Below are 12,476 nucleotides of genomic sequence, written 5' to 3' on the forward strand. Positions count from 1 at the left end.
CGCGGAGCCACGGACGAGCCCGGGAGCTGCGTACGAGTCCTCCGTCCGTCCAGAGGCTGGCTCAGCAGCTCGGTTGATCCGCCGGCGCGCGGCCGCCGAGCGCGCGCACGTCGTCGGCCGTATCGACGTCGATCGCCCCGCCCGCCCAGTCGATCGCCGCGATGTCCTCGGCGCGCAGCAGCCGACCGGCGCCCTGGTCCCCTTCGAGGCGCGAGAGGGCGTCCCAGCGAGATCGGTCGAACACCGCCGGCGCGCCCACGACGCCGCTGAACCGCGACGCGGCGATCGGCGCGCCCGCGAGCCAGGCATTCCGCAAGGCGGTGAGGTGCTCGACCGTGATCAACGGCTGATCCGCGAGCGCGATCAGGAGCGCGTCGGCCTTCGAGGCCTCCGCCCATCGGACCGCGGCGCGGATCGAGGAGGCGATGCCCTCTTCCCAGCCATCGTTCGCGATGAGCGCGACGCCCAGATCGCCGAGCGCGCGCGCGACCACGCCGGCGTGGGCGCCGAGCACGACGCCGACCGGTCCGGATCGCGCCTCGACGCACGCCGTCGCCACGCGCCGGACGAGCGGCGCCCCGTCGAGCTCGACGAGCTGCTTGGGGCGGCCGAGACGACGTGAGCCGCCGGCGGCGAGCACGACGAGCGCCAGGCCGGCATGCAGCGCTCGGGCGCGGTCGCGGAGCTTTCCCCCCTGCGCCCGGCGCGCGACGGCCTGGAGCTCGCCCACGACCGAGAGCGCGATCTGCTCGGGCGTCTCGGCGCCGAGATCGAGCCCGATCGGCGCATGGATCCGCGGATCGTCGCCGGGGCGGCGGCCGATCTCGGCGAGGAGATCGCGCGTGCGGCGCGCGGGCCCGAGCACGCCGATGTACCGGGCGCGCGACGCGAGGGCGACCGCGAGCGCGTCGCGATCCGGCGTGCGCTGATGATGCATGATCACGACGTACGGCTCGGCCGCCGCGTCGATGAGCGCGCCGAGGCGATCCATCGCGCCGCCGGTCGAGAGGACGCGATCCGCAGCGAGGAACCGGGAGCCCTGGGGGAGGGTGGGAGAGGCCACAGTGACCCGGAACCCGACCGACTTCGCGAGCGTGACGAGGGGCACCGCGTCGTGGCCGCCCCCGAGCACGAAGAGCTGCGGCGACGGCGCGATCTTCTCGACGAGCACGGTGATCCCCAGCCCGTCGAGCTCCGCGACCCCGGCCGGCCCCCGCGCCACGGCCTCGATCGCGGAGCGCGCGGCGGGATCGGCCACCGGGTGCGCGAGCGCGCACGGCGGACCGAAGGCGAGGCGCGCGCCGACCCGGACCGCGCAGGCCGTCGAGCGGATCACCGTGACCAGCGTGCCCGTGGTCTCCTCGGCGAAGCAGGCGCCGGCGAACGCGAGCGCGTCGTGGGTCGCTCCCGCCGCGACGTGCTCGAGCAGGACATCGACGACGCCGTTGCAGCCGAGCCCCACACCCCACGCCTCCCCGTCTTCGGTTGTCGAGTCGTAGGTGACCACCACGGCGCCATCGCGGCACCGGTGCTCTCCGCGGAGCATCACGTCGCCCTCGAGGCAGCCACCGCTCACACACCCCGACAGCCATCGATCGCCGGCCACAAGCATCCGCGCGCCGGGGCGCCGGTACGACGACCCCGACACCCGCACCACGGTCGCGAGCAGAAACGGGGAACGATCCGTCGCCAGGGCCGCCGCCTCCCGCACGATCCGCTCGATCTCATTCATGCGCCCGGCATCATTATCCTTTCGCGATGCGCCCGCCAGGGCGTTCATCGTCACCGGGCGCCGCGGGTCGCCCTCGGGCGTCACGCGCCGCAACACGACACCAAGCAACGTCAAACGGCGGCGAGACGGGGGTCGATGTTGAAGAAATGATAAGAACCAGCGCAGTCGCTTGACGTCGCACCAGCGCAAAAGTATGGCGTGAACGGTCATGAAACTCGATATCAACGGCGCTGTTCGCGAGGTGGATGCCGCTCCGGAGATGCCCCTGCTCTGGGTGCTCCGGGATCTGCTGGGGTTGACCGGCACCAAGTACGGCTGTGGCATGGCCCAGTGCGGCGCCTGCACGGTCCACATCGACGGCAAGCCCGCGCGGTCCTGCGTCCTGCCGGTGTCGAGCGTCGGGGCGCGCAAGGTGACGACGATCGAGGGCCTGTCGGCCGACGGGTCGCACGCGGTGCAACAGGCGTGGGCGCAGGCCGACGTCGTCCAGTGCGGGTACTGCCAGTCCGGGCAGATCATGACCGCGGTCGCCTTGCTCGAACAGAAGCCGGATCCGAGCGACGCCGACATCGACGCTGCGCTGTCCGGAAACGTGTGTCGATGCGGGACGTATGTGCGTGTACGCGAAGCGGTGATCCTCGCTTCGCGTCTCAAGCGAGGTGGCAAGTGACCGTCTCCCGGCGTGACTTCTTGCAAGCGACCGCGGGCTCGGCGGCGGGGCTCCTGCTCAGCTTCTACGTTCCGCAGGGGGTCCGTGCCGCGCCGAAGGCGGCGCAGCCTCCTCCTGTGTCGCCGAACGCGTTCGTGCGCGTCGGAACGGACGAGTCCGTGACCGTGCTGCTCGCGCACTCCGAGATGGGCCAGGGCATCTGGACCGGGCTCGCGATGCTGATCGCCGAGGAGCTCGAGTGCGACTGGTCGAAGGTGCGGTCGGAGCACGCGCCGGCCGCGCCTGTTTACGGCCATCCGGTGATGCAGTTCCAGATGACCGGCGGGTCGTCGAGCACGAACGGCGAGTTCGAGCGGTATCGCACCGTCGGCGCGATGGCCAAGGACATGCTGCTGCGCGCGGCAGCCGCCCGATGGAAGGTCTCGCCCGCGGCGTGCGTCGCCGCGAAGGGGGTCGTCACCCACGGCAAGGATCAGCTGACCTTCGGCCAGCTCGCCGAGGACGCGATGAAGCTGACCCCGCCGGCGAAGGTGAAGCTGAAGGACCCCAAGGACTGGAAGCTGATCGGCACCCTCGTGCGCCGCATCGATACGCCGGAGAAGATCACGGGCAAGGCGCAGTTCGGGCTCGACGTGCACTTCCCCGGGTTGCGCACCGCCGTGGTGCTGCGCCCGCCGGCGTTCGGCGCCAAGCTCGTCAAGTTCGACGCCGCGGACGCCCTCAAGGTGCCCGGCGTCGAGAAGGTCGTCCCCACCGCGACCGGCGTCGCCGTCGTCGCCGCGCATTTCTGGGCCGCCAAGCTCGGGCGCGACGCGCTCCGCGCCGAGTGGACGAAGCCCGAGGGCGGCGGGGCCGACAGCGCCAAGCTGCTCGCCGACTTCCGCGCGCTGGCGCGGACGCCCGGCGCGGTCGCCAGCCAGGTCGGCGAGGTCGAGGGCGCCCTGGCCGCGGCCAAGTCGAGGCTCGAGGTGGAGTACGACGTGCCCTACCTCGCGCACGCCTCGATGGAGCCGCTGAACTGTACGGTCAAGATCGAGGGCGATCGCTGCGAGATCTGGACGGGCACGCAGTTCCAGACCGGCGACCAGATGGCCGCGGCGAAGATCCTCGGCACGACGCCCGAGAAGGTCCAGATCCACACGATGTTCCTCGGCGGCGGCTTCGGGCGGCGCGCCAGCCCCGTGGCGGATTTCGTCGGAGAGGCCGTGATCGTCGCGAAGGCCGCCGGCGTGCCGGTCAAGGTCGTGTGGACGCGCGAGGACGACATGCGCGGCGGCTATTACCGCCCCGCGTACGTTCATCGGGTCCGGGTCGGCGTCGACGGGCGCGGCATGCCGGCGGCGTGGGATCACAGCGTCGTTGGCCAGTCGATCGTCGCCGGCACACCGCTCGAGTCGTTCATCGTAAAGAACGGCATCGACCACACCTCGGTGGAAGGGATCGCCGAGTCGCCCTATATCGAGGGGACGCCCGCGCTGCGGGTGTCGCTGCACTCGCCGAGGACGCCGGTCACCGTGCTCTGGTGGCGCTCGGTCGGCAACACGCACACGGCCTTCGCGGTGGAGAGCATGGTCGACGAGCTGGCGCACGCCGCCGGGCAGGACCCGCTCGCGTACCGGCTCGAGCTGCTCAAGAACAAGCCGCGACACGCCCATGCGCTGAAGGTGGCCGCCGAGAAGGCCGGCTGGGGCACGGCGCCCGCGCCGGGACGGGCGCGCGGGCTCGCGATGCACGAGTCGTTCGGCTCCATCGTCGCCGAGGTCGCCGAGGTCTCGATCGAGCAGGGGCGCATCCGCGTCCACGCGGTCACCTGCAGCGTCGATTGCGGCACCGCGGTGAACCCGCTCGGCATCGAGGCGCAGGTCCAGGGCAGCGTCGCCTTCGGCCTCACGGCTGCGCTCTACGGCAAGCTCAACATCGTCGAGGGGAAGGTCCAGGAGAGCAACTTCCACGACTATCCCATGCTCCGGATGGCCGACATGCCGCGCATCGCCGTCCACCTCATCCCGAGCAAGGCCAAGATGGGCGGCATCGGGGAGCCTGCCACCGCGCCGATCGCGCCCGCCGTGGCGAACGCGGTGTTCGCGTTGACCAAGCAGCGGCTGCGCTCCCTCCCGTTCCGCCTCGCGTAGGTGCTGACCATGATCCGATCGTCTCTTGTTCTCGCCTTTCTCCTCGCCGCGTGCGGGGGACAGACGCCCGGGGCCTCGCAGGGCCACTCGTCGTCGCCCGTCAGCCGCGACGCCGCCCTCGCTGCGTTCGAGACCGTGCGCGGCGTCCTCCAGCATCCTCGCTGCCAGAACTGTCACCCCGCGGGCGACGTACCGCTGCAGGGCGACGACGGCCGCCTTCACAACCAGTTCGTGCTCCGCGGTCCCAGGGGCAACGGCATGGCCGGCGCCGAGTGCACGACGTGTCACGGGCCGACAAACCCGCCCGGCAGCTACGGCCCGCACGTGCCGCCCGGCGTCTCGAAGGGCTGGCACATGCCGCCGCCCGAGATGCCGATGGTGTTCGTCGGCGTCGCCCCGGGGGCGCTCTGCGAGCAGATCAAGGATCCGGCGCGCAACGGCGGCAAGGACATGGCGGCGTTGCGCGTCCACCTCGAGGATCCCCTCGTGACCTGGGGCTGGAACCCAGGCGCTGGCCGCACGCCCATCCCGACGCCTTACGCCCAGTTCGTGGCTGCCTGGGAGACCTGGGCTCGCGCCGGCGCCCCCTGCCCGGGCGGGTGATCGTCGTCCGTCGTCGTCCGCCCTCCGCGACAGGGCAGTGTGCCAGCCTCTGATCGTCGTGTCATGAGGGGGCGCCGACCGCGCGCCCCGCCCCGCCAGGCGAAAAGGAGGAGCTCCCCAACGATCTCAGCGGACCTGCCCGGCGGATCGGGTTCCAGGGCAGCGACACGGGGCGGTCGCGATTTTTTTGCTGTGGACGGTACGACTTTTGCAGTGGGCGTGTCGCGGAAAGGTCGCGCTCATGTCCAATCGGCTACCGTCTTCTCCTTCTGTTCGGTCATGGTCGTCCCGCACGCGAGCGGTCTCGCTGCTCGCGCTGTGCGCCATCCCGTCTGCCGGCTTCCTGGCGGGCTGCGCGGATGAGCCGGACAACTACTACAACTACTATTACACGACCGGGGAGGGCGGGGCCGGCGGCGCCGGCGGTGCGCCCGCGGAGGAGTACCCAGGAGCGCCCACCGCGGATACCGAGGTGGCCGAGCTTGCGCTCGATGTCTTCGGCACCATCGGCAACCGCTACTGGTTCGCTGTCTCGGAAGAGCAGCTCGAGATCATGAACGAAGGGTTCGCCGGCGGCGGGATCCCCATCAAACGATCGGAGTTCGGGGATATCTACTCACCGACCGGGGAGGACGCGACCTTCGTGGATCATCTCTGGGTGACGACGGCCGGCGCCCGGGGCAAAACGGCCGATTACGGCAAGGTCCAGGTGGGGATCGCCGGACAGTCGACGATGCGGCCCTGGACGAAGCGCTCGATTCCCAACCTCAACATCGACGCGGACGAGTTCGTCGAGCAGCAGCGGCTCGGCGGCGTCGAGCACCTGCGGCTCAACAACGGCCAGGTCGGGACCATCTTCCGCGAGCGCCTCACGCTCGAGCTCTATGCGCGCCTCGATTACCCGGCCCCCCTGACCAGCTACGCCTGGGTCTCGAGCAATGTCTGGGGTGCGGAGGTGTCCATCCCCTACGTCGTGGTCGAGCGTTACAAGAAGGCGTTCTGTTCGCGCCTCGAGGACAAGCTCGGCGGCGGCTGCGCCAACATGTGGGAGTTCGCCGGAGACTTCGCCGGCAACGACCCGTGGGGCGGCGGCGGGATCCCGATCGACGTGGTGCCGCCCGGGGGCAGCGTCTTCGACGATCCAGGGAGCTGCCAGCTCAAGACGTGCGACAACACCCGCGTGAAGGAGCTCGAGGAGGCGATCGCGGAGACGCCGCAAGGCGAGGGCTTCAAGGCTGCGCTCGCGGGCTGGATCGACTGGCCGGCTTTCCATCGCTTTCAGTGCCTGTCGTGGGTGCTCGCCACCGGAGACGACACGCTTCACAACGGCAACAACGTCGTGCTCGTCGAGCGGAACGATGGTCTGTTCCAGTACTTGCCGTACTCGGTCGACATCAGCCTGGGGCAGAGCTGGTATCCGCAGGTCCCTCTGCCCGGCACGAGCGCGCTGGCCCGCGGATGCCAGAACGAGCCGGCCTGCTGGGCCGACACGATCGCGGCGTGCGAGGACGTGATCGAGGACTTCGCAGCGCTGGACCCCAACGCGGTCCTGAAGGGCATCTACGAGCAACTGTCGGACGAGGGCATGCTCCGCTCGGGCGATGAGGAGCGATACGAGCTGCTGGACGCCTGGATCACGGCGCAGCTCCAGTTCCTGCCGGTGGAGCTGGAGAGGAACCGTGACGAGCCGCAGCTCTGCGTTCCTCCCCAGGTCGATTGCGGTGGCTTCTGCGGCTATCCCCAGGACTGCGGCCTGGGCGCCGGAGCGGGCGGATTCGGTGCAGGCGGGGGTGGCGCGGGCGAGGGTGGCGCGGGCGGCGGAGACCCGGACGAGGGTGGCGCGGGCGGCGGAGACCCGGGCGAGGGTGGCGCGGGCGGTGGAAAACCGGGCGATGGTGGCGCGGGCGGGGGTGGCGCGCCCTGAGGCTCCGGGTGCCCTAGCGGCCCGTCGAGCTCAGATCGGGCTCGCCGTCGGGCGAACGACGATCTCGTTCACGTCGACGTCTTCCGGCTGCTCGATCGCAAACGCGATCGCGCGGGCGACGGAATCCGATGGGATCGCGATTTTTCGCCACTCATTCACCGCCTGTCGCGCGCTGTCGTCCGTGATTGTATCGGCCAGCTCGGACTCGGTGACGCCGGGGGAGATCACGGTCACCCGGATGTCGGTGGACTCCTGCCGGAGACCGTCGGAGATGGCCCAGACCGCGTATTTCGTCGCGCAGTAGACCGCGGCCGTCGGGAGCACGCTGTGCGCGCCGATCGACGCGACATTGACGAACTGCCCGTGCCCCTGCGCCTTCATGATCGGCAGGCCGGCCGCGATCCCGTGCAGGACGCCGCGGATGTTCACGTCGATCATGCGGTCCCACTCCTCGACCTTCAGCGACGAGAGGGGCGAGAGCGGCATGACGCCGGCGTTGTTGACGATCACGTCGACACGGCCGAACGTCGCCTGCGCGAACGCCACGAAATCCGCCATGTCCTTTCGCTTCGTGACGTCCAGGCCTCGATACTCCACGGTGCCGCCCTCCGCGCGGATGGCGGACGCGAGCTTCTCCAGCCTGTCCGTGCGCCTGGCGCCCATCACGACCCGGGCGCCGCGCCGGGCAAGCAGGCGCGCGGTGGCCTCGCCGATACCACTGCTCGCGCCGGTGATCACAACGACCTTACCCTCGATACCAGGCATGGGAGACTCCTTGATACAGATTGCTCGCCGGCGCGGGACTGCGCCGGTCACGAGGAGAACCTAGGGCTTCACCGCGAGCACGCGGTAGTCGGTTCCTGGACGGCTCTTGCCCGATCCTGCACGGCGAGCCTCCGGCGCCCTCGCGGGCCTCTGCCGGGTGGGCGGATCGAGCGCGATGAGGTACCCTGGACTCATGCATGCAGGCGTCCCGGCGGCAGAGAGGCTGGATCGTGAGGTCGAGCGGCGGCTCGAGGAGCTGGCAGCCCTGATCGAGCGATTCGCCCCCGGGGACGGCATGCACGCGACGGTCGTGGATGGCGTGAGCTTGATCCGCGCCGCGCAGCCCTCCGATCCGATACCGACCGTCTACAAGCCGATGCTGTGCGTCATCGCCCAGGGTCGCAAGCAGGTGATGCTGGCGGACGAGGTGTATATCTACGGCCCCGGGCGCCACCTGGTCGTCACGGTCGACCTGCCCCTCGTCGGCGAGGTGCTCGTGGCGTCGAGGGAGCGTCCCTACCTGTGCCTCGCGGTCGACGTGCAGCCCAGCGACGTCAGCGCGCTCCTCACCGAGCCCGGCCTCCCCAGGCCGAGCGCCGCACCCGGCAGTGAGCCCGAGGCGCGCGGCCTGTTCGTCAGCCGGACGGAGCTCCCCTTGATGGACGCGGCGCTGCGGCTCATCCGCCTGCTGGAGGCGCCCCAGGACATTCCCATCCTGGCCCCGCTCGCCGTGCGCGAGATCCTCTATCGCCTGCTGCAGAGCGAGCAGGGAGGACAGCTCCTGCGGATCGCCCTGGCTGGCAGCCAGGCGCAGCGGATCGCGAAGGCGATCAGCCTCGTGAAGAGCAACTACACCCAGCCGCTGCGCATCGAGGCCATCGCGCGCGAGGTGCACATGAGCCCTTCGGCGCTGCACCATCAGTTCAAGGCCGTCACGGCCATGAGCCCGCTACAGTACCAGAAGCAGCTCCGGCTCCAGGAGGCGCGCCGCCTGATGCTCGGCGAGGTCGTGGACGCGGCGACCGCCGGTTACCGCGTCGGCTACGAGAGCCCGTCGCAGTTCAGCCGCGAGTACAGCCGGCTGTTCGGGGCGCCGCCGTCGCGCGACGTCGCGCGGCTCCGGAGCAGGATGGGCTCGAAGTCGCTGGTCGGTTAGCCCCAGGGCGCACGTCGGCACGACCGGACAGGCGGCGACCCGCCGGGGCAGCCCGTGCTGCTGTGGCATGGATCCCTGGGGACCGGCCAAGGCCAGGGCCGCGCCCGCTCAAAAAAATCGAAGCGCGCGTAGGGAGGGCCCGCCGGGGAGCGTCCCAGGAACAGAAGCCGGCAAGAACAGGCTGGCCCTTGCACCAAGGAGCACGACCCCCATGACCCTCTCCCTCTTCTCGAACACGGCCCACAGCGCCATCCGTCGCTTCGTCCTCGGCAGCTTCCTCGCGACGGCCGTGCTCGCCGGCAGCGGAGCGGCCTACGCGGCGCCCCGCGCGAACGGCGCGGCGGACACCCAGGCGCCGCGCCAGGACAAGGACGCCCGGCGCGACCACCGCCCCAGGGATCCGGCCCGCCTCATCAAGCGCCTGGACAAGAACGGGGACGGCAAGCTGGCCGTCGCCGAGCTCCCGGAGAAGGCGCAGAAGCGGCTGGGCAAGGCGGACACGAACAAGGACGGCGCCCTGTCGGCCGAGGAGCTCAAGGCGCACGCCGAGCAGCGCACGAAGGCGCGCGCAGCGAAGCAGCAGGCGCGCTTCGTCAGGAGCGACAAGAACGGCGACGGCTTCCTCACCAGGGACGAGGTGGGCGACAAGCGCTGGGAGCGGGTGAAGGCGGCGGACGCGAACCGCGACAGCAAGCTGACCGCCGACGAGCTGCGCGCGGCGCGCCACGCGCGCAAGCAGCCGGCAGCGAAGTAGCATCGCGGCAGGCGCGCGGCGCGCGCTCCCCTCCCCCGGCGCTCGCCGCTCAGCGCCGCGAGCGCCCCTGCGCCCGCCCCGGGTGCGACGGGCGGTCGGCTGCAGGGGGGTCGCTGTCGCCTCGCCCGATGGGCGGCGAGGTCTCCTCGCCAGCGCCAGGCGCTGTCGCATCGCCCGCGCCAGCGCCAGGCGCTACCTCGTCGCCGGCGCCCGCCGGAGAGGCGGCGCGGCGCTTCCTCGGACGCCTGGGGAAGAGCGGGAGCTGCTGCTCCAGCACCTGGCTCCGCCAGGCGAGCAGCGTCTGCGCGCGCCGGCGCGCCGTCTCCTTCCCGATGCCGGCGGTGAAGCGGTAGAGGCGCCGCGCGAGCGCCCCCGTGGTGGGCGCCGCCGGATCGAAGAGATCGGGCGCGACCTCCTTCACGACGTCGCACGCGAAGATCGCGCGCCGCAGGAGCGTCCGCTCGTCGGCGGTGCCCGGCGGGGCGGCGAGCAGCTCGCGTCCAGCGGGCGTGATCGAGGCGTCGTCGTCGCCGAGCCAGCCGAGGACGCGGGCAGCGGCGAGCGCGTAGCCGACGTGGCGCAGGGAAATGCCCGTCTGCTCCACGATCTGCTCCTTCGCGGTCACTTCTCCGGCGAGCGCCTCCAGCACGCGCCGGACGTTCGCGAGGTTGTCGGCCTGGGGGATCTCGGTGCTGCGCAGCAGGCGGGTCGGCGGCATGGGCGACGAGGAAGCCCCGGCCCCGGCCGGGAGACGACACCATAGCGCGCACAGGAGCAGCGCGTATCTCGAACGCGTCCGCCCCGGTCCGGGCGAAAGGTCGCGCGGTGGCGCCGGTGGCGCCGGTGGCGCCGGTGCCAGGCCCCGCGGTCGCGCCGGTGCCAGGCCCCGCGGTCGCGCCGGGAGCGCCCTGCCCTTGCTCGGCCGCCTGAGCGACGCTCTCTCCCGCACGGGCGCGGCGCCCGTCGTGTCGGCGCTGCGGCGCAACGGTCCCTCGGCGGCGAACCAGCGTCACCCAGGGACGAACTCGCGGTGGCGAACCGTCGTGACCTCGGAAGACAGCCGGGCTCGCAGCGGCGTCGCCCAGCTGTCGCTCCTCAATCGATCAACTCATCGAATCCATCGATTGACGATGTTTTCGTACAGCTCTTGCTGACCGCTCGTGAGCTTGACCTCACCACCAGCGTTGCCGATCTCGGCCAGCTGCTCCAGCGTCAACTTACCCAGCTCGAACTCTGCACCCTTACCACCGTCGAAAGATGCGTAACGCGCCTTGCGCATCGACTCGAGCGGCGACTTGCGGATCAGGTCATCGGCGATGAGGAGCGAACGAGCGAACACATCCATGCCGCCGATGTGTCCGTGGAAGGTATCGGTCAGATCCGTCGAATTACGGCGACGCTTGGCGTCGAAGTTGACGCCGCCACCCTGGAACCCACCGCTGCGGAGCAAGATGAGCATCATCTCCACCGTCTCGTTGATGCTGTAGGGGAACTGATCGGTGTCCCACGCGTTCTGATAGTCGCCGCGGTTGGCGTCGATGCTGCCGAGCATACCGGCGTCCGCAGCCACCTGCATCTCGTGGTCCATGGTGTGGCCAGCGAGCGTCGCGTGGTTCGTCTCCAGATTGAGCTTGAAGTCCTTGTCCAGGCCGTGTTGACGCAAGAACCCGATCACGGTCTCAGCGTCGAAGTCATACTGGTGCTTGGAGGGCTCCATCGGCTTGGGCTCGATGAAGAAGACCCCCTTGAAGCCGCGCGAGCGCGCGTAGTCGCGCGCCATGGTCAAGAAGCGAGCGAGGTGAGCCTTCTCGCGCTTCATGTCCGTGTTCAGCAAGCTCATGTAACCTTCGCGGCCACCCCAGAACACATAGTTCTCACCGTTCAAGGCGATGGTGGCGTCGAGGGCGTCCTTGAGCTGGGCGCCGGCATAGGCCACCACGGAGAAATCGGGGCTCGTGGAAGCGCCGTTCATGAAGCGCGGGTTGGTGAACAGGTTTGCCGTACCCCACAGCAGCTTGACACCTGACTGCGATTGCTTCTGCTTGGCGTACTCGACGATGCTCTGAAGACGACGCGACGTCTCGGCGCGGCTATCGCCCTCTTCTACCAGGTCGATGTCATGAAAGCAGTAGTGCGTCGCACCCAGCTTGGTGATGAACTCGAAGTTCGCGTCCATCTTCATACGAGCACGGGCCAGCGCGTCCTTGCCCTCATCCCAGGGAAGGTGGATCGTCCCGGGACCGAACGGATCGTGCCCACGACCGCAGAACGTGTGCCAGTAACACACGGCAAACTTGAAGTGATCCTTCATGGCCTTGCCAGCGACGACGCGGTTGGCATCGTACCACTTGAAGGCGAGGGGGTTGTCGGACTCAGGCCCCTCATAGGGGATCTTGCCAACACCAGGGAAGTACTCTTTGTCGCCAGTCACAACGGTCATAAACGGATCTCCAGCTCGTGGTTTGCGTGTGTCTTATATCAGAGGGCGCCTTCGACAACAAGCCTCCGCCACCGGCGTCTCGTGCCGGTCACCGTACCTGGCTGAGCCGCGTCGACATCCCCCGCAGGGACGATCCGCGCGACCTGACCGCGGTTACGTACGCTGCCCTCGCTGGATCCGTGGAGGCGCTCGTATCGCCGCACCCTGCGGCACCGGCCGTGCTGCTCGATCCGGTCCACGACAGCGGCGGCGGCGGTAACCTTACAGCAACGTGGTACTCCAGCGCGTGGTGGCAGCCTG

The 12,476-nt window shown here is 70.0% G+C and carries 10 protein-coding genes; 6 read left to right on the forward strand and 4 right to left on the reverse strand.

What is annotated here, in order from left to right; genetic code table 11:
• Nucleotides 1-61: 61 nt before the first annotated feature.
• The gene (locus tag WME75_RS24870) at nucleotides 62-1,732 is read right to left on the reverse strand and encodes an NTP transferase domain-containing protein (RefSeq protein ID WP_437475872.1); all 1,671 of its coding nucleotides are present in this window, start codon (nucleotides 1,730-1,732) and stop codon (nucleotides 62-64) included.
• A 208-nt stretch (nucleotides 1,733-1,940) separates the two neighbouring features.
• Between WME75_RS24870 and WME75_RS24875 the strand changes: the two genes are divergently transcribed.
• The 4 genes from WME75_RS24875 (at nucleotide 1,941) to WME75_RS24890 (ending at nucleotide 7,061) form a co-directional block, all read left to right on the forward strand.
• Complete coding sequence (locus WME75_RS24875) at nucleotides 1,941-2,402, forward strand: (2Fe-2S)-binding protein (protein ID WP_437475873.1); 462 nt, start codon at nucleotides 1,941-1,943, stop codon at nucleotides 2,400-2,402.
• Nucleotides 2,399-4,534: a molybdopterin cofactor-binding domain-containing protein gene (locus tag WME75_RS24880; RefSeq protein ID WP_437475874.1), complete on the forward strand. Its 2,136-nt coding sequence runs from the start codon at nucleotides 2,399-2,401 to the stop codon at nucleotides 4,532-4,534. The genes WME75_RS24875 and WME75_RS24880 overlap by 4 nt, the downstream gene beginning before the upstream one ends.
• Before the next feature lie 9 nt (nucleotides 4,535-4,543).
• Nucleotides 4,544-5,137 carry a hypothetical protein gene (locus WME75_RS24885; RefSeq protein ID WP_437475875.1) on the forward strand — a complete coding sequence of 198 codons (594 nt, stop codon included), beginning with the start codon at nucleotides 4,544-4,546 and terminating at the stop codon, nucleotides 5,135-5,137.
• Between the two features lie 241 nt (nucleotides 5,138-5,378).
• Complete coding sequence (locus WME75_RS24890) at nucleotides 5,379-7,061, forward strand: hypothetical protein (protein WP_437475876.1); 1,683 nt, start codon at nucleotides 5,379-5,381, stop codon at nucleotides 7,059-7,061.
• 30 nt (nucleotides 7,062-7,091) lie between these two features.
• Here WME75_RS24890 and WME75_RS24895 read toward each other — a convergent pair whose 3' ends face one another.
• Nucleotides 7,092-7,826, reverse strand: a complete 735-nt coding sequence (locus WME75_RS24895) for an SDR family oxidoreductase (protein ID WP_437475877.1) — start codon at nucleotides 7,824-7,826, stop codon at nucleotides 7,092-7,094.
• A 193-nt stretch (nucleotides 7,827-8,019) separates the two neighbouring features.
• Between WME75_RS24895 and WME75_RS24900 the strand changes: the two genes are divergently transcribed.
• Entirely contained in the window at nucleotides 8,020-8,982 is a 963-nt protein-coding gene (locus WME75_RS24900) for an AraC family transcriptional regulator (protein WP_437475878.1), read from the forward strand.
• Between the two features lie 211 nt (nucleotides 8,983-9,193).
• Nucleotides 9,194-9,736, forward strand: coding sequence for an EF-hand domain-containing protein (locus WME75_RS24905; RefSeq protein WP_437475879.1), 543 nt, complete (start codon nucleotides 9,194-9,196; stop codon nucleotides 9,734-9,736).
• Nucleotides 9,737-9,785: 49 nt separating this feature from the next.
• Here the strand turns inward: WME75_RS24905 and WME75_RS24910 are convergent, their stop codons facing one another.
• Together WME75_RS24910 and xylA are read right to left on the reverse strand one after the other, a co-directional pair.
• Nucleotides 9,786-10,454: a hypothetical protein gene (locus tag WME75_RS24910; RefSeq protein WP_437475880.1), complete on the reverse strand. Its 669-nt coding sequence runs from the start codon at nucleotides 10,452-10,454 to the stop codon at nucleotides 9,786-9,788.
• A 390-nt stretch (nucleotides 10,455-10,844) separates the two neighbouring features.
• Nucleotides 10,845-12,176 (reverse strand): xylose isomerase, encoded by a 1,332-nt coding sequence (gene xylA / locus WME75_RS24915; RefSeq protein ID WP_437475881.1) that lies wholly within the window; start codon nucleotides 12,174-12,176, stop codon nucleotides 10,845-10,847.
• Nucleotides 12,177-12,476: the final 300 nt, after the last annotated feature.

The organism is Sorangium sp. So ce1014, assembly GCF_051521505.1.
Lineage (GTDB): Bacteria > Myxococcota_A > Polyangia > Polyangiales > Polyangiaceae > Sorangium.

Coding starts and splice junctions, on each gene's coding strand:
- WME75_RS24870 (WP_437475872.1), bottom strand. CDS start 1,732: ATGAATGAGATCGAGCGGATCGTGCGGGAGGCGGCGGCCCTGGCGACG.
- WME75_RS24875 (WP_437475873.1), top strand. CDS start 1,941: ATGAAACTCGATATCAACGGCGCTGTTCGCGAGGTGGATGCCGCTCCG.
- WME75_RS24885 (WP_437475875.1), top strand. CDS start 4,544: ATGATCCGATCGTCTCTTGTTCTCGCCTTTCTCCTCGCCGCGTGCGGG.
- WME75_RS24890 (WP_437475876.1), top strand. CDS start 5,379: ATGTCCAATCGGCTACCGTCTTCTCCTTCTGTTCGGTCATGGTCGTCC.
- WME75_RS24895 (WP_437475877.1), bottom strand. CDS start 7,826: ATGCCTGGTATCGAGGGTAAGGTCGTTGTGATCACCGGCGCGAGCAGT.
- WME75_RS24900 (WP_437475878.1), top strand. CDS start 8,020: ATGCATGCAGGCGTCCCGGCGGCAGAGAGGCTGGATCGTGAGGTCGAG.
- WME75_RS24905 (WP_437475879.1), top strand. CDS start 9,194: ATGACCCTCTCCCTCTTCTCGAACACGGCCCACAGCGCCATCCGTCGC.
- WME75_RS24910 (WP_437475880.1), bottom strand. CDS start 10,454: ATGCCGCCGACCCGCCTGCTGCGCAGCACCGAGATCCCCCAGGCCGAC.
- xylA (WP_437475881.1), bottom strand. CDS start 12,176: ATGACCGTTGTGACTGGCGACAAAGAGTACTTCCCTGGTGTTGGCAAG.